Origin of the sequence: Micromonospora sp. NPDC005206 (assembly GCF_040608175.1) — a bacterium.
In the GTDB taxonomy this organism is placed as follows: domain Bacteria; phylum Actinomycetota; class Actinomycetes; order Mycobacteriales; family Micromonosporaceae; genus Micromonospora.
In genome coordinates this window covers 127,900-144,670 of sequence record NZ_JBEXHU010000012.1, presented here as the reverse complement: position 1 = coordinate 144,670, position 16,771 = coordinate 127,900, and the positions used below count along the sequence as shown (strand labels likewise).

General features: G+C 70.2%; 16 protein-coding genes. 13 read left to right on the top strand and 3 right to left on the bottom strand.

All coding sequences use genetic code 11. From position 1 onward, the window contains the following. Positions 1-20 precede the first annotated feature (20 nt). Genes ABZU69_RS19775 through fdxA form a run of 3 tightly spaced genes read right to left on the bottom strand, consistent with a single transcriptional unit; the run spans position 21 to position 1,470 of the window. A complete protein-coding gene (locus tag ABZU69_RS19775; protein ID WP_354965790.1) occupies positions 21-446 on the bottom strand; it encodes a hypothetical protein in 426 nt (141 codons plus the stop codon). Then, positions 443-1,108: a helix-turn-helix domain-containing protein gene (locus ABZU69_RS19770; RefSeq protein ID WP_354965789.1), complete on the bottom strand. Its 666-nt coding sequence runs from the start codon at positions 1,106-1,108 to the stop codon at positions 443-445. Before ABZU69_RS19770 ends, ABZU69_RS19775 begins: the two co-directional genes overlap by 4 nt. 5 nt (positions 1,109-1,113) lie before the next feature. Next, on the bottom strand, positions 1,114-1,470 hold the full coding sequence (fdxA, locus tag ABZU69_RS19765; protein ID WP_354965788.1) for a ferredoxin: 357 nt from the start codon (positions 1,468-1,470) through the stop codon (positions 1,114-1,116). Between the two features lie 54 nt (positions 1,471-1,524). Between fdxA and ABZU69_RS19760 the strand changes: the two genes are divergently transcribed. From ABZU69_RS19760 to ABZU69_RS19700, 13 genes are all read left to right on the top strand, one after another. Continuing rightward, a complete protein-coding gene (locus ABZU69_RS19760) occupies positions 1,525-2,142 on the top strand; it encodes a DUF2249 domain-containing protein (RefSeq protein WP_354965787.1) in 618 nt (205 codons plus the stop codon). Between the two features lie 278 nt (positions 2,143-2,420). Beyond that, positions 2,421-3,059, top strand: coding sequence for a TetR/AcrR family transcriptional regulator (locus tag ABZU69_RS19755; RefSeq protein WP_354965786.1), 639 nt, complete (start codon positions 2,421-2,423; stop codon positions 3,057-3,059). A gap of 282 nt (positions 3,060-3,341) precedes the next feature. Continuing rightward, the gene (locus ABZU69_RS19750; RefSeq protein WP_354965785.1) at positions 3,342-4,397 is read left to right on the top strand and encodes an ABC transporter substrate-binding protein; all 1,056 of its coding nucleotides are present in this window, start codon (positions 3,342-3,344) and stop codon (positions 4,395-4,397) included. After that, positions 4,394-5,323: an ABC transporter permease gene (locus tag ABZU69_RS19745; RefSeq protein ID WP_354965784.1), complete on the top strand. Its 930-nt coding sequence runs from the start codon at positions 4,394-4,396 to the stop codon at positions 5,321-5,323. The genes ABZU69_RS19750 and ABZU69_RS19745 overlap by 4 nt, the downstream gene beginning before the upstream one ends. Beyond that, complete coding sequence (locus tag ABZU69_RS19740) at positions 5,320-6,123, top strand: ABC transporter permease (protein ID WP_354965783.1); 804 nt, start codon at positions 5,320-5,322, stop codon at positions 6,121-6,123. Before ABZU69_RS19745 ends, ABZU69_RS19740 begins: the two co-directional genes overlap by 4 nt. A gap of 24 nt (positions 6,124-6,147) precedes the next feature. Then, positions 6,148-7,272: an ABC transporter ATP-binding protein gene (locus ABZU69_RS19735; protein ID WP_354965782.1), complete on the top strand. Its 1,125-nt coding sequence runs from the start codon at positions 6,148-6,150 to the stop codon at positions 7,270-7,272. A gap of 65 nt (positions 7,273-7,337) precedes the next feature. Continuing rightward, positions 7,338-8,507, top strand: a complete 1,170-nt coding sequence (locus ABZU69_RS19730; protein ID WP_354965781.1) for an acyl-CoA dehydrogenase family protein — start codon at positions 7,338-7,340, stop codon at positions 8,505-8,507. Further along, a complete protein-coding gene (locus tag ABZU69_RS19725; protein WP_354965780.1) occupies positions 8,504-10,603 on the top strand; it encodes an acetate--CoA ligase family protein in 2,100 nt (699 codons plus the stop codon). Before ABZU69_RS19730 ends, ABZU69_RS19725 begins: the two co-directional genes overlap by 4 nt. Beyond that, a complete protein-coding gene (locus ABZU69_RS19720; protein WP_354965779.1) occupies positions 10,600-11,409 on the top strand; it encodes an SDR family oxidoreductase in 810 nt (269 codons plus the stop codon). The genes ABZU69_RS19725 and ABZU69_RS19720 overlap by 4 nt, the downstream gene beginning before the upstream one ends. Positions 11,410-11,421: 12 nt before the next feature. Then, positions 11,422-13,032 carry a 5-guanidino-2-oxopentanoate decarboxylase gene (locus ABZU69_RS19715; protein ID WP_354965778.1) on the top strand — a complete coding sequence of 537 codons (1,611 nt, stop codon included), beginning with the start codon at positions 11,422-11,424 and terminating at the stop codon, positions 13,030-13,032. After that, entirely contained in the window at positions 13,029-14,204 is a 1,176-nt protein-coding gene (locus ABZU69_RS19710; RefSeq protein ID WP_354965777.1) for a Glu/Leu/Phe/Val dehydrogenase dimerization domain-containing protein, read from the top strand. The genes ABZU69_RS19715 and ABZU69_RS19710 overlap by 4 nt, the downstream gene beginning before the upstream one ends. Next, entirely contained in the window at positions 14,201-15,631 is a 1,431-nt protein-coding gene (locus ABZU69_RS19705; RefSeq protein ID WP_354965776.1) for an aldehyde dehydrogenase family protein, read from the top strand. Before ABZU69_RS19710 ends, ABZU69_RS19705 begins: the two co-directional genes overlap by 4 nt. After that, positions 15,628-16,617, top strand: coding sequence for a DMT family transporter (locus tag ABZU69_RS19700; protein ID WP_354965775.1), 990 nt, complete (start codon positions 15,628-15,630; stop codon positions 16,615-16,617). The genes ABZU69_RS19705 and ABZU69_RS19700 overlap by 4 nt, the downstream gene beginning before the upstream one ends. Positions 16,618-16,771: the final 154 nt, after the last annotated feature.

Here is a 16,771-nt window from a genome sequence, read left to right as displayed (position 1 = left end):
TCCGGGATCAACGCGTTGGGTCAGAGAGCCAGCAGGAGGACGCCGCCCGCGAGCAGGGCGACCACCTTGACCAGCTCAAGGGCAACGTAGGCGTAGTGAGCGTGCGAGCGTGGTGCGTTCTCGCCCGCCAACACGGCGCGGGAGCGCCGAGCCAGCCGCGGCCGGACAGCCAGCAGCTGGACCAGCAGGACGGCGACGGCGACCATGATGGCTGCGAGCGCCCGCGCTGGCGGCGGCTTCAACGCGAACGCGACCAGGATGGTCATGCCGAGGATGACCTCGATGGCGTTGAGGACACGGAAGACCAGCCGACCGATGCCCAGCCCAATCTGCACGGTCACGCCGGGGGCACGAAACTTCAGCGGCGCCTCGATGAACGAGATGGCCAGCACCATGCCCAACCAGACGAAGCTCACCGCGACCGCGACCGCCGCGGCGGCGTTCATCGGGCTGCCCCGGTGACCGTGAGGTGGGTGAGGCACAGGTTGGGCTCGACGAACGGCTCCAGCCGGTCGACCATGACCGGCACCTGCCAGGCGTCCATGGCACCTCGCATCAGCCCCAGGTGGACCGGGCAGACGACGTGGGGCTGGGATTCGGCGAGTTCGAGGAAGGGGCAGTGCCGCAGACCGATCCGTACCTGCCCGTCGGCGTCACGCCGTTCAGGAGCGAAGTTCATCGTCTCCAGCAACGACATCAGATGGTCGACCGGCGCCGCTTTCCCGCCCGCCCCGTCGTCGTCGGTGGACGAGGCGATCTGTCGGCCCCACCGGCGACCGGCCTCGATCGCCTTCGCATCGGGATCAGCGTCGCCGGCGAGACTCAACGCGAGTATCTCGGCCAGCATCCGATACTGCCGCGGCCCGGCCGGGTCCATCCTTCGCACCGCCCGGAACAGCAGCGGGGGACGGCCGGGGCGGTTCTGCTCGGGTACCACACGTTCGACCCGGCCCTGACCGACCAGGGTGTCCAGGTGAAACCGGACGGTGTTCGGATGCACGCCCAACTGGCCGGCGATCGCCACGATGCTCAGCGGGGCGCTCGCCGCGTTCAGCACCCGCAGGACCCGCAGACGTGGCTCCGCCGGCTGCTCGGACTCGGTAGCCATGATTCTCACCCTTCCTGTGCGGCGTTCGTCGGCGGGAGATTCGCCACCATCGGCGTGTCCACCCCCAGCGGGCCGATCCTCGCGGCACCGCCCGGGGAGCCCAGGGGCCCGTCGCGGCCCGGCAGGGTCTCGACGAAGAACGCCTCGTTGTCGGCGAGGTGCGGACGGTACGGCTCGGGCAGATCGTCCTCGAAGTAGATGGCCTCGACCGGGCAGACCGGCTCACAGGCCCCGCAGTCGACGCACTCGTCCGGCTGGATGTAGAGGCTGCGGGCCCCCTCGTAGATGCAGTCCACCGGGCACTCTTCCACGCATGCGCGGTCGATCACATCTACGCAGGGTTCACCGATCACGTACGTCATGTCTATAGTTTACACAAGTTCGGGTTGTATAAACCCATGGGTGGGAGGAACCAGATGGAGCAGAAGAGCACGGAGTCAGAGCTCGACGTGCGGCAACTTCGCAAGACCGACAAGCACCCGACGATCTTCGCCGGCTATGCCGAGCTGCCGACGAACGGGTCGTTCGTGCTCGTCAACGACCACGACCCCAGGCACCTGCGCGACGAGTTCGAGGCTGACCACCCCGGCAGCGTCGGCTGGGAGTACCTGGCGCGGGAGCCCCGCAACTGGCGGATCCGGATCACCAAGCTCACCAGTACGCCGCTTCCCCGGACTCTCGTCGATACGACCAGCCTCGCCGAGCTCACCGGTGAGCCGGATGTGACCGGGGCGGTGTGGAAGTTGCAGGCGCGCGAACGGGACCTGGACGCCAACATCATCGCGTTGCCGCCCGGCGGCGTCATCGACGAGCACGCCGGCCCGGACCTCGATGTCCTCATCCACGTCCTGGCCGGGTCCGGGCAGCTCGCCACCGAAGGCGGCGTCGTGGACCTGCGGTCCGGCGCCCTGGTGTGGCTGCCCCGGCGGTCGCGCCGTCAGTTCACCAGCGGGCCGGACGGACTGCGCTACTTCACCGTCCACCAGCGCCGACAGGCTCTTCTCGTGGACACCACGGTGCGGCGGGCCGACTGATGAGTGGGCCAGTGTGACCTGAGGGTTCGTGATCCGCCTCGATGTCGCGGCCGGCCGCTCGTCAACGTCCCGACGGCCGGAGGTGAGCGGCGCCATCGCGATTCGGCGTCGCCACTGGCGGCCCGTCGGCCGGTCTTCCACAATTGGCCCGGTCGGCTCGGAGTGCTCACCGTGTCGGGCGGGCGCTGCTTGCGGCTGCTCACTGGAGATGTTTGACTGACGCGTCAGTATTGGTGGTTTGGGGACTGCTTGGTCGGCCAGACGGATGGATGGGGCCCATGGCGCGAGTGAGCGTGGAGGCGGAGCGCAAGGGTCAGATCCTCGCGGCCGCCTGCGAGGTCCTTTCCGAGATCGGCTTCAAGTCCCTGCGCGTAGCCGATGTGGCCCGGCGCGCGAAGACCAGCACCGGTACCGTGCACTACTACTTCGACACCAAGCGTGACCTCATGCACGCGGCGTTCGAATGGAACTTCGCCCAGTCCCTGCGACGGCGGGCGCCGCTCATGGAGCAGCACCCCGACCCACGGGACAGGCTGCGTGCCTTCGTGGAGTCGTATCTGCCGGCCGACGAAGTCACCGTGCGTGCGTGGCACGTGTGGGCGGAGCTGTGGGTGGAGGCTCTGCACGACCTGGACCTGCAGGACCTGAACGAGCGGGTCTACGGCGAGTGGCGGCGGACGGTCGCTGCGATCATCCGCGACGGGCAGGCCGCCGCGTACTTCCGCGAGGGCGATCCGGTGCTGCTCGCCAACGGTCTGATCGGCATGATCGACGGGCTCAGTCTCCAGGTGCTGCTTGGATCAAAGAGCCTGACCGTGGCCCGGATGCGTGCCGCCTGCGAGGAAATGCTGCGCACTCTCGAGGCTCCGTCACAGTCACCCGGTACCCACGCCCCGGTGTCCGTACCGCGCCCGTAGTCCGCGCCCGCCCGGCCCGGTTCTGCCGGCGCACTCCGCCCGGGCGTTGTCGCCGCCGCGCTGGCCGCGCTTCTCCCCGCGGACACGCCGCCCCGCTCAGATGTGCGGGGTGGCGCGTTGCCGTGCGGGTCGATCGACCCAGCCATCGGTGATCTTCAAGGCTTTCTCTGAATCAGGCGCGCTTCGGCGCCAGAAACCCCCGAAGACCCCCTTGACACGTCGTGACTCACCTCACAGGATCGTGCTCATATAACTGACGCGCCAATCAAATTTGGGGGACTAGTGCACGTTCCGAAGCGGGTCCTCGCTGCCGGTGTCGCGGCGGGTGCCGTGGTCGCCCTGGTCGGATGTGGTGGAGACGCCGGCGGGGCCAGTGGCAAGTCGCTGACCGTGGTCATGTGGGGCGGCGAGGATCAGAAGACCCACGTGCGGGAGGCGGTCCAGCCGTGGGCGGACCAGAACGGTGTCACGGTCAAGCAGGACTCTCCCACCGACTACGCGAAGTTCCGCGCCCAGGTCGAGTCGGGCAAGGTGAGCTGGGGCGTGGTCGAGGTGGAGCCGAACTTCGCCAAGACCGCGTGTTCCAACGGCTGGGCGGAGAAGCTCGACAAGGCCAAGGTGGACACGTCGCAGGTCAACCCGGTGGAGGTCACCGACTGCGCCGTGCCGACCCTGGAGTACGCGTTCACCATCGCGTACAACACCAAGACCTTCGCCGATCGGCACCCGACGACCTGGGCGGAGTTCTTCGACACCGCGCAGTTCCCCGGCAAGCGGGGCTTCTGGAGGTACGCCACCGGCGCCATGTTCGAGGCCGCGCTCCTGGCCGACGGGGTGAAGCCCGAGAACCTCTACCCGCTGGACATCGATCGCGCCTTCCGCAAGCTCGACACGATCAAGAAGGACATTGTCTTCTACGAGACCGGTGAGCAGCAGCAACAGCTGGTCTCCACCGGGGAGGCTCCGCTGATCCAGGCCTGGAACGGGCGGATCTACTCCGCGGCCAAGGCCGGCCAGCCGGTGGCCAACGAGTGGAACGAGCACATGGTCGCCTACGACCAGTTCGTCATTCCCAAGGGCTCCCCGCAGGCGGCCCAGGCGCAGGAGTGGCTGGCCCACTATCTCATGGATGCGAAGGGTCAGGCGGGTTACTCCAATGCCACCGCGTACGCGCCGGTCAACAAGGCTGCCTTGGAACACATCGACCCGGCGGTGGCCAAGGAGCTGCCGACGTCGCCGGAGAACGCCGCGAAGCGCTCAGTGATCATCGACTACTCCTACTGGGCGGAGCACTACGACAGCGTGACAGAGCGGCTCACCGAATGGGCGGTCAAGTGAGCGTGGTGGCGTCCGCGCCGGACGGAGTGGCATCGGGCAGCCGGGGCGCGGACCCCGGCTCCCCGGCCCCTTCGCAGCCGTACGGGCGAAGGCGTGGGATCTTCGACGGGTGGGGACTGCTGCTGCTTCCCCTGGTGCTCTTCCTGCTGGCGGTGTACGTCGCCCCGCTGGTCCTGGTGCTCGCGCGCAGCTTCACTGACCCGGTCACCGGCTTGGACAACTATCGGGACTTCTTCGCCTCACCCGTCTACGTCGATGTCCTGGTCAACACGTTCCGGATCTCCGGGCTGGTCACCCTGGTGACCCTGCTCCTCGGCTTTCCCTACGCCTACCTGATGACGCTCGCCTCACCGTTCTGGCGCGGCGTGCTGCTGGTGGCCGTCCTGGTGCCCTTCTGGACCAGCCTGCTGGTCCGCACCTTCGCCTGGGTGCTGATGCTCGGCGACACCGGGGTGGTCAACCAGACCCTGATCAGTGTCGGCATCATCGACGAGCCCATCGCGATGATTCGCACGTCCACCGGCGTGGTGATCGGCATGGTCCAGGTGATGCTGCCGTACGCCGTACTGCCGATGTTCGCCACCATGCGCGGCATCGACCGGCGGCTCGTCCAGGCCGCCGAAGGACTCGGCGCGCGACCGGTGTCGGCGTTCTGGCGGGTGTACGCCCCATTGACCGTGCCCGGCGTCGCCGCATCCAGCCTGCTGGTGTTCATCTCCTCAATCGGGTTCTACGTCACGCCGGCGCTGCTCGGCAACCCGCAGGACATGATGATCGGCGAACTCATCGTGCAGCAACTCTCGGCCGTGCTGCGGTGGGGCTTCGCGTCGGCACTGGCGGTCGTGCTTTTCGTGGTCACCGGCGTGCTGCTGCTCCTGGTTTCTCGCATCGTCAAGATCGACAAGTTCGTGGCGGGTGGGCGATGACCTCACGCACCGTGGTCCGCGCGGCGTTGACCGGGCTGGTGGCGTTGACCGGGATCTACCTGGTCGCCCCGGTGTTCGTCGTCGTCCCGACCTCGTTCAACGACAGCTCGTTCCTGGCGTTCCCTCCCGAGAAGTGGTCGTTGCGCTGGTACGAGAGCTACTTCCAGGATCAGACCTGGATCTCCAGCACCCTCAACAGCGTCCAGATCGGATTGTTGGTCACCGCCCTGTCCGTCGTGCTCGGCGTGCTGGCGTCCCTGGCGATGGTGCGCGGCCGCTACCCGCTGCGAGCGGCGGTGAGTGGTCTCGTGCTCGCGCCGGTGCTGGTGCCCTACGTGATCGTCGGGCTCGCGGTGTACGCCGCATTCCTGCGACTGGGGCTCACTCAGACGACGCTCGGGTTCGTGCTGGTGCACACCGCGCTGGCGGTGCCGTTCGTGGTGATCAACGTATCGGCGGCGCTGGTGAGCTTCGACCGCAGGCTCGAAATGGCCGCGTCGGGCCTGGGAGCTGGACGGTTGAGCACCTGCTTCCGCGTCACCCTGCCCATCATCGCGCCCAGTGTGCTGGCCGGAGCCCTGTTCGCTTTCATCACGTCGTTCGACGAGGTGGTGACCAGCATCTTCCTGGCCGGTCCGGAACTGACGACGCTGCCCGTGCAGATGTGGAGCGGAGTCCGGGTCCAGATCGATCCGACCGTCGCCGCCGTCTCGACGATGCTGCTGCTCGTCACCCTGGCCCTGTTCGCCTCGGTCGGTCTGGCACGCGCCCTGCGTAACCGCCGCCTCAACCGAGCCTGACCTTCTGCCAAAGGACACCACGCCATGAACAATCAGCTCGCAGAACTCGGCGGCGCAGGGACATCCATCGACATCGTCAACGTGGTCAAGCGCTACAGCGGCATGACCGCGGTCGACGACGTGAGCCTGCACGTGCGGCCCGGCGAGTTCCTCACTCTGCTCGGCGCGAGCGGGTCCGGGAAGTCGACGCTGCTCAACATCATCGCCGGCTTCATCGACGCCGACGCGGGGCGCATCCAGGTGGACGGCCGCGACCTCACCAGAGTCCCCTCACACAAGCGCAATCTCGGCATGGTGTTCCAGCACTACGCGCTGTTCCCGCACATGTCGGTCTTCGACAACGTCGCCTTCCCGCTGCGCCGCCGGACGGTGGGCCGCAGCGAGGTTGTCCGACGGGTGCAGCAGGCCCTTGAAGTGGTGGAACTCGGCCACCTGGGCAAGCGGCGGCCCGCCCAACTGTCCGGCGGGCAGCAGCAGCGGGTGGCCCTGGCCCGTGCCATCGTCTTCCAGCCGCAGGCGCTGCTGATGGACGAACCGCTCGGCGCGCTCGACAAGCGGCTACGCGAACAGCTCCAGCTTGAGATCAAACGACTGCACCGGGAGCTGGGCACCACCGTCGTCTTCGTCACCCACGATCAAGAGGAGGCGCTGGCGATGTCCGACCGGATCGCGGTCCTGCGCGACGGCGCGCTGGTCCAGGTCGGCACACCCGAAGAGCTGTACGAGCGGCCGTCCAGCCGCTACGCCGCGGAGTTCCTCGGCGAGTCGAACATATTCGCCGGCCACAGTGACGGGCAGAAGTTCGTCGACGAGGCCTCGAAGGCGGTGTTCGCCATCCCGGACACGGCCCGCAGCGGCTCCGCGCTCGTCGTGCGGCCCGAGCACGTGCAGCTTGCCGAGCCCGGCACCGATCTGCCCGCCGAGGACAACGCCGTCGACGGGGTCGTCCGCGACGTGGTCTACCTCGGCAGCGGGCTGCGCGTCGAGATCACCCTTCCCGACGGTCGGAACCTGGTGGCCCGCGCCGCCACCCGGGGGCGGTTCACCCCGCAGCCCGGCCTTGCGGTGCTCGCCCACTGGCATCGCGAGCATTCGCTCGTGGTCCAGGACGACATCAATGGCGGGGACCGCGCCGCAAGCGTCAACTGACCTGGTCCCGTACGTCGACGGCCCTACCTGGGAGGGCCGTCCGCTGAACCCTGCAAGGAGGCACCATGACCCGCAGCATCCGTGACGGCATCGAACTGAGCGAGGAGCAGCGCGAGTTCGTCGCGCTCGCCCGTGACTTCGCCGAGCGGGAGATCCGCCCTCGTGCCCGTGAGGTCGACGAGGCCGACACCGAGTCCCCGCTCGACCTGTGGGCCAAGGCGGCCAGGGTCGGCCTGGCCTCGTACATGCTGCCGGCCGAGTACGGCGGCGGCGGTATCAGCGACCTGGTCACCCAGTGCCTGGTACAGCAGGAACTGTGCTACGGCGACATCGGCATCGGCAACTTCCTGACGTCCAGCGCGTTCTTCGCCGGGCCGGTACTGGAACTGGGCAACGAGGAGCAGCGCAAGCGTTGGCTCACCCCACTCGCCAGTCAGCAGCCGCCGGTCACCGCGGTCGCGGTCACCGAGCCCGGTGTCGGGTCCGACTCCGCCGCCATCCAGACACGGGCGGTGCGCGACGGCGACCACTACGTCCTCAACGGCCAGAAGACCTGGATCTCCAACGCCCCCTACGCGCAGTGGATCGTGGTGTTCGCGACCGTCGACCCCGCGCTGCGGGCGAGAGGCGTGACCGCCTTCCTCGTCGAGCGGGACACGCCCGGCGTCGCCATCGGCAATCCGATGAAGAAGCTGGGTCAGCGGGGCATCGTCAACGCCGAGGTCTTCCTCGACAACGTGCGGGTACCCGTCGGGCACCGGCTCGGCGCGGAGGGCAAGGGCTTCTACGGCCTGATGCGTACCTTCGACGCGTCCCGCATTCTGATCGGCGCCGGTGCGACCGGGCTGTCCCGGGCCGCGCTCGACGCGACGATCACGTACGCCCACGAGCGCGTCCAGTTCGGTAAGCCGATCATCGAGCACCAGGCCGTGGCGTTCCGGATCGCGGACATGGCCGCGCGGACGGACATCTCGCACCTGGTCACGATGCGAGCCGCCCGGCTGTTCGACGCTGGCGAGCACGTGGCGGCGGAATCGGCGATCGCGAAGGTCACCGCCTCGGAGAACACCACCTGGGTCACCAACGCCGCACTGCAGACCCACGGCGGCTGGGGCTACTCACGTGAGTACCTGGTGGAGAAATGGCTGCGCGACGCGAAGCTGGAGGAACTCGAGGAGGGCACCTCCGACATCCAGCGGCTGATCATCTCCCGCTCCCTGGCGCAGAAGAAATGAGCGCCTCGCTGTCGGTCTTCTCCGATCCCCGCTGCGTGGCCGTGGTCGGTGCCTCCAGCGACCCGGCGAAGTGGGGTTACTGGCTCGCTCGGGGCGCGATGCGTGGCACCGACCGCCGCTCGGTGTACCTGGTGAACGGGAAGTCCCCGACGATTGAGGGAATTCAGTCCTACGCCTCGCTGCGCGACCTGCCGGAGCCTCCGGAACTCGTGGTGCTGTGCGCGCCCGCGGCCAGCATCCCGGCCGTGGTCGACGAGGCGCTGGCGCTGGGGGCCACAGGGTTCCTCGGTATCACCGCCGGGATCGATGCCGTGCACGGCGAACCGGGCCTCGAACGCCGGCTGGCGGCCCGCATCCGCGCGGCAGGGGCCCGGCTGGTCGGCCCGAACTGCCTCGGCCTCTACGACGCCGAACACCAGCTCGAGCTCGCCTGGGGCAGCTTTCACCCCGGCAGCCTCGGCATCGTCTCCCAGTCCGGGCAGCTCGGCCTGGAGATCGCCGGCCTGGCCGCGCACGCCGGCCTCGGCGTCTCCCGATTCGTCTCGGTCGGCAACCAGGTCGACGTCACCGCGGCAGACCTGCTCGAAGACCTCGTCGACCATCAGCCGACCAAGGCTGTCGTGCTGTACCTGGAGAGCTTCGCCTCCGGGCGGGACCTCGTCGCCACCATGGCCCGGCTGCGCGCGGCCGGCAAACCGGTCGTGGTGCTCACCGTGGGTACCAGCGAGGCCAGCCGGATCGCGGCCCGCTCGCACACCGGAGCGCTGACCGTGTCGACCGACGTGGTTGCCGCCGCCTGCCGTGCCGCCGGAGCACTGCTCGTCGAGACCCCGGCGCAGGCCATCGACCTCGCGCATCTGCTCGTGGGCAGCCCGCTGCCGCGCGGCCACCGGGTCGCCGTCGTGAGCGACAGCGGCGGTCAGGGCGCCCTGGCCGCGGACATCCTGTGCCGCGAAGGGCTCACGGTGCCGCGATTGTCCCCGGCTCTCTCCGACGCGCTCGCGGCAGTCCTGCCAGCCGCCGCGGCAGTGGCCAACCCCGTGGACCTGGCCGGCGCCGGCGAGCAGGACCTGGACACCTATTCCCGGATTGTCGAGATGCTACTGGCCAGCGACGAGGTCGACGCCGTGGTGTTGTCCGGCTACTTCGGGTCGTACGGCTCGGACACCCCCGCACTGGTGGACCGGGAACTCGAGGTCGTCGAGATGCTGGCCGATTCGGTCCGCCGCCACGAACGGCCGGTCGTCGTGCACAGCATGAGCCATGACTCCGAAGCCGTGCAGTCCATGCGCGCTCAGGCGGTGCCCACGCTGCACACCATCGACGGGGTGGCCCGCTCCCTGGGACTCGCCGCCAACCTCTTCGACCGCGCCCCTGACCAGCTCAGGGAGGCCGCGCCCGCCGCCGTGACGGTGGGCGAGGCCGCGCTCTACCTCGACGGACGCGATCGCATCGCCCGACACGGCGTGCCGTACCCGAGGGCGTCGGCCGTCGCGTCGGCGGACCACGTCCGCGTCGCCGCGGCGGCGATGACCGGGCCGTTCGTGCTCAAGGCTGACTGGCTGGAGCACAAGTCCGACGTCGGCGGCGTCGTCGTCGGACTGGCCGACGCCGAAGCGGCCGTCGCCGCGTTCACCGACATGTCCGGACGACTGGGTGCCGGCGGCTACGTACTCGAGGAGATGGACGTCCGGCCCGACGTGGTCGAGCTGATCGTCGGCGCCCGACGCGATCGGTCCTTCGGTCCCCTCGTGCTGGTCGGGCTCGGCGGCGTGCAGGCTGAGCTGTACCGCGACGTGCAACTCGCCCTGGCGCCGGTCAACGAGGGGCAGGCCAAGCGGATGCTCGAATCCCTGCGCGCCTACCCGATGCTGCAGGGCTGGCGGGGCCGCCCGCCGGTCGACGTCGACGCCGCCGCCCGGGTTGTCGCCGCCGTGTCCCGCCTGCTCGCCGAGGAACCAGACGTGGTGGAGTGCGAGGTCAACCCGTTGCGGGTAGCCCCCGACGGCGCTCTGGCGGTGGATGCTCTGGTGCTCACCGCGCTCCCCAGTGACGACGTGGCACCCGATCCGCTACTGACAGGAGCAAACCAATGATCGGCACATCGCCGTACAACGAATTCGTTGGCAAGGTCGCGCTGGTCACCGGCGGCGGTTCCGGCATCGGCCGGGCGATTGCCCTGCGGTACGCCGCCGGCGGTGGCGAGGTCGTGGTGCTCGGGCGCCGCCGCGAGCCGCTGGAGGAGACCGCCCGGATGGCCGAGAAGTACGGCGTCCGGGCCGGTGTGGCCTGCTGCGACGTGCGCGACCCCGATGCCGTGACCGCGGCGGTGGACCGGGTGGTGACCGACCACGGGCGACTGGACGCCCTGGTGAACAACGCGGCGGGCAACTTCGTCTGCCCGGCGGAGAATCTGTCGCCCAACGGCTGGCGAGCGGTGGTGGACATCGTCCTCAACGGCACCTTCTACTGCACTCGCGCCGCGGCCGCGCACATGCTGGCGGCGGGCGGTGGAGCGGTCCTCAACGTGATCGCCAGCTACGCCTGGCACGGCCATCCCGGCACCGTGCACAGCGCCGCGGCGAAAGGCGGCGTCCTCGCCATGACCCGCACCCTCGCCGCCGAGTGGGGCGCCCGCGGGATCCGGGTCAACTGCATCGCGCCGGGCCCCACGGAAACCGAAGGCGCCGGCGCGGCACTGTGGCCAACGGCCGAGGACCGGGCCCGGGTGCTCGGCAGCGTGCCAGCGGGTCGGTTCACCAGGCCGGAGGAGGTTGCCGAGTCCGCCGCGTTCCTCCTCGACGAGCGGCGCGCGGGCTACGTGACCGGCGACGTGCTCTCCGTCGACGGCGGCCAGTGGCTCGGCAAGGTCGTGTACGCCAACTCCTCCGCCGGGCGGTAGACCATGACGCAGATGACCGGTGGTCAGGCGCTCGTAGCCGCCCTCGTCGCCCACGGCGTCGACACCGTGTTCGGCATCCCGGGCACCCACAACCTGGAGATCTACCGCCACCTCGCCGAGCAGGGGGTACGGCACATCAGCCACCGCCACGAGCAGGGCGCGGGCTACGCCGCCGACGGTTACGCCCGTAGCACCGGCCGGCCGGGGGTGGCTGTCGTGACCAGCGGCCCGGCGGTGCTCAACGCGGCCGCCGCGGTCGGCCAGGCCTACTCCGACTCAGTGCCGGTGCTGCTGGTGTCGCCCGGCCTGCCGTTGCGCCATCCGGGCCTCGGCAACGGCCTCCTGCACGAGACCAGGGACCAGGGTGCCGCGTTGGCCGCGGTGGCCGCCGCGAGCATCCGGGCCGCCAGCGTCGCCGAGATCCCGATCGCGGCCGCCCAGGCGTTCGCCACCATGACGGCGGGTCGACCCCGACCCGTGCACCTCGAGGTGCCGCTCGACGTCCTCTCCGAGACCGGCGCGGTGGACATTCCCCGGCCCGTGCAGGTGCCCCGGCCGGCCCCGCTGGCCGAACAGGTCACCGCCGCGGCGCACCGGCTGGCCGCGGCGCACCGACCGGTCATCCTCGCCGGCGGTGGTGCACGTCGGGCGGGGGAGGAGGTGCGACTGCTCGCCGAACGCCTCGGCGCTCCGGTGGTCACCACTACCAACGGTAAGGGAGTGCTGGCCGAGGACCACCCTCTCGCGCTCGGCGCCGGGATACACCTGCCGTCGGTGCGTGACCTGGTGGCCGAGTCCGACGCGGTACTCGCCGTCGGTACCGAGCTCGCACCCTCGGACCTGTGGAACGGTCCCCTACCGCTCAACGGCCGGCTGATCCGGGTCGATGTCGATCCCGTCGGCGCGGTCACCAACGCCGTACCGGACATCGTCCTGATCGCGGACGCGGCGCCCGCGGTGCGTGCGCTGCTGGCGGCTCTCCCGGCGACCAGCACCGACCCGGCGGCCGTCGAAACCGCCCGCCGGTGGCGGCAGCGCAAGCTCAAGGAGGCGCGGACCGAGGGAGCGGAATGGCTACCGGTCATTGAGGCGCTCGCCGCCGCGCTGCCCCGTGATGCGGTGGTCAGCGCCGACAGCGCAATGGTCTGCTACTACGGCGCGCTGGCCAACCTACCGACCTACCGGCCCTCATCGTTCCTGTACCCGACCGGATACGGCACCCTCGGCTACGGGCTTCCCGCCGCGGTTGGGGCCAAGGTCGGACACCCGGACCGGCCGGTCGTCGCCCTGCTCGGCGACGGCGGCGTCATGTTCACCGTCGCCGAACTCGCCACCGCCGCCGCCCTCGGCCTGCCGCTGCCGGTCGTCGTCGTCGACAACAGCGGCTACGGCGAGATCCGCAACGAGATGGTCGATCGCGGTGATCCGGTGCACGCGGTCACGTTCACCGCACCGGACTTCGCCGCCCTCGGCCGTGCCCTCGGCTGCCACGGGGTCACCCTCGACGACCCCGGCACGCTGACCGCCGCGGTCCGCGAGGCCCTCGCCGCCGACCGGCCCACGGTGATCCACCTCAAGCACCACGACCCCGCCGCCATCGCCTCCGAAGGACCACTCGCATGAGCTCGCTACTCGAGATCACCTGGACAGACCCCGTCACGTCGCGGAAAGGCTACGTGGTGATCGACACCCTGGTCCGCGGCCTGGCCAGCGGCGGCCTGCGGCTGCGCGACGGCTGCACCCTCGACGAGGTTCGCGGCCTGGCCCAGGGCATGACCCGCAAGGAGTCGCTGGTCTACGACCCGGCCGACCGCTACCTCCCGCTGGGCGGGGGTAAGGGCGGTATCGACATCGACCCCGGCGACCCGGAGGCACCTGAGGTTCTACGCCGGTTCCTCGCCGCGGTACGTCCGATCGTCAAGGAGCAGTGGAACACCGGCGAGGACTTCGGGCTACGCCAGGAGACCCTCGACAAGGTCGCCGCCGATCTCGGTCTGGCCTCCACCGTGGAGGCGGTGTTCGCCATCCTCCCGGATGCCGACGCCGCACGGCAGCGGCTGGCCGAGGCGTTCGCCGTCAACGTGGACGGCCTCTGCCTGGCCGACCTGGTCGGCGGGTACGGTGTCGCCCAGGCGTGCCTGGTGACCGCCGAACGCATGGGCCTGGACCATGAGCGGGTGACCGCCGTGGTGCAGGGCTTCGGCTCGATCGGCGGTGCGGTCGCCCGTTATCTGGCCGCCGCAGGGGTCCGGGTCATCGCGGTGGCGGACCGGGACGGGCTGATCCGCAACGACGCCGGCCTGGACGTCGAACTGCTCCTTGGCGCCCGCGACGGTCTCGGCGTGATCGACCGGGCGGTGCTTCGCCCGGGGGACCGCACCGGCCCGCGTGAGGCCTGGCTCGACGTCCCGTGCGACCTGCTGGTCCCGGCGGCGATGTCGTACGTCATCACCGAGGCCGACACATCCCGCATCACGGCCAGGGTGGTGGTCGAGGGTGCGAACATGCCCACCCTCCCGGAGGCGGAGGCCGCCCTGGTGACACGGGGCATCCCGGTCGTCCCCGACTTTTTGGCGAACGTGATGACCAACGCGTGGTGGTGGTGGATCGTCTTCGGTGACATCGAGCCGACCGCCGCCTCGTCCTACTCGAAGATCGACAGCACCATGCGCCGGCTGGTCGAGGCCGTCAGCGTCGAGGCCGATCGCACCGGCCGCACCCTGCGTGCATGTGCCCTGCAACTGGCGCGGCGCAATGCCGAGGCGGTGACCGAGCGCGCCGGAGTGACCGGGTGAGCCGTGCGGAGTGGCACCGGGCGGAGGTGTTCGTCGGTGGCCGTTGGCGGCCCACGCGTGACGGACGGACCGTCGCGGTCGACAACCCGGCGAGCGAAGAGCCCATCGGCGCCGCCGCGGATGCCGGCGTGGGTGAGGTCGACGATGCGGTCGCCGCGGCCACGGCGGCTTTCGTCGACTGGTCGACCAGACCGGTCGACGAGCGGGTAGACCTGCTCACCAGCTGGCTGAAGGTGCTCGATGCGCGGCGGGACCTGCTGGTCGAAACCACCATCGCCGAGGTCGGTGCGCCCCGGACGGTCGCCGAGCAGGCGCACGTCGACAGCGGCCTCGCGGTTCTGTCGGGCTACCTGACCGCGGCGCCGGACGTGGTGTGGCAGGAGCGGGTGGGCAACTCGCTGGTGCTGCGGGAAGCGGCCGGGGTCGCCGCGTGCATCACCCCGTGGAACTACCCGCTCTACCAGGTGCTGGCCAAGGTCGGTGGTGCACTCGTGGCGGGCAGCACCGTCGTGCTCAAACCCGCGGAGCTGACCCCGCTGTCGGCGTACCTGCTTGCCGACGCCGCCGCGGACGCTGGCCTGCCACCCGGCGTGTTCAACCTGGTGCCCGGGGCGGGTCGGGTGGTGGGGGAGGCCCTGGCCGGCCATCCCGGAATCGACGTGCTGTCCTTCACCGGGTCGACCGCTGTCGGCGCCCGCGTGTCGGCGCTGGCCGCACCCACCATCAAGCGGGTCTGCCTCGAGCTGGGCGGGAAGTCGGCGAGTGTCGTACTGCCCGGTGCGGACCTGGCCACCGCCGTGACGGCCACCGTCGAGTCCGCGATGCTGAACTCCGGCCAGACCTGTAGCGCCTGGTCGCGGCTGCTGGTGCCGGCCGACCTGCTGGCCGATGCGGTCGTCCTGGCCGGACAGGCCGCGGCGCGCCTCGTCGTGGGAGACCCGACCGCCGCCGCCACGGCCATCGGACCGGTCGTCTCCGCCGCCCAGCGGGACACCGTCCTGGGTTTCGTGGCCCGGGCAGTCGAAGCCGGTGCCGTCGTCGCCGCAGGCGGGCACGCGCGACCCGACGGCCTCGACCGGGGCCACTACGTGCGGCCCACGGTGCTCACCAACGTGCGGCCCGACGCGGAGATCGTCCTCGAGGAGGTGTTCGGCCCGGTCCTCACTGTGCAGGGGTACGACAGCGAGGCCGAGGCCCTGGCGATGGCCAACGCCACGGCGTACGGCCTCGCCGGGGCGGTGTGGGCCGCCGACGAGGACCGCGCGCTCGCCTTCGCCTGTCGCATGCGAACCGGCCAGGTCGACATCAACGGCGGGACCTTCAACCCTGTCGCGCCGTTCGGTGGCTACCGCAGGTCCGGAAACGGCCGGGAGTTGGGCCGGTGGGGCATCGAGGAGTTCCTGGAGACCAAGTCGGTGCAATGGTGACAGCGCAGGCGGTCACGCCCGGACCGCCGCACCGACGAGCGCTCAGTTCCGCGGCGCTGGCGCTGGTCGGGGTCACCGTGATCTGGGGCTCCACGTTCTCGTTGTCGAAGGACCTGCTCACCCGGATCGCGGTCACCGACTACCTCGCGCTGCGCTTTCTGCTCGCCGCGCTGGTGGTGGGGTTGGTACGCCCGAGGGCCATCCTGCGGCTGGACCGGCGTGGCGCCCTGATCGGCATCGCGCTGGGCCTGGTCTACTGCGCCGGTCAACTGCTGCAGTTCGTCGGCCTGAAGCACACCGCCGCGACCGTCTCGGCCTTCGTCGTGTCCATGTACGTCGTGTTCACGCCGCTGCTCGGCGCGCTGCTGCTGCGGGTACGCCCGGACCGGCTGACCGTGCTGGCAACCGTTGTGGCTACGGCCGGAGTGGCGGCGATGTCGTTACGGGGCTACGCCTTGGGCTTCGGTGAGGTGCTCACCATGGTGGCGGCACTGCTGTACGCCGTCCACATCCTCGCCCTCGGCCACTGGACGTCGGCGGGTACGGCCTACCCGCTCACCTTCGTGCAGCTGCTCACCATGGGAGTCTGCTTTCTGGCGATCGGGGCGGCGGACGGCCTGCACGGCCCACAGTGGGGCGACCTGCTGTCGTTCCTCTACCTGTCAGTCGTCGCCGCAGCGGTCGCGATGCTGGTGCAGACGTGGGCGCAGGCGCACGTGTCCGCGGCTCGGGCGGCGGTGCTGATGGTGCTGGAACCGGTGTGGGCGGCGTTCTTCGGGTTCGCGCTGTGGGGCGAGACCCTCGACCTACGCGGCGTCGCCGGCGGGTCCCTGGTACTGGTCGCGATGCTGCTTGTGGTGACGACCCGTCGACCGGCGCCGGGACCGCCGGCAGCGTCCACGTTCTCGTCGCGGCGGCGACCGGGCGCTGCCCGCGCGCCTCGTCAGACACCGCCGGGGCGGCAGCTGGAAGGTAGGAGACCATGACGGGCCAGGCCACTGTCGAGCCCGCCCGCAATCTGCGACCGCCGCCAGGGGGCGAAACCTGACCGACGTGGTTTCCCGACCGCCACCGAGGGCTGATCGTGGTTCGAACTTCGGCGTGGACGCAACCTGGTGGTCGCCCGGACCCGTCGAGCTT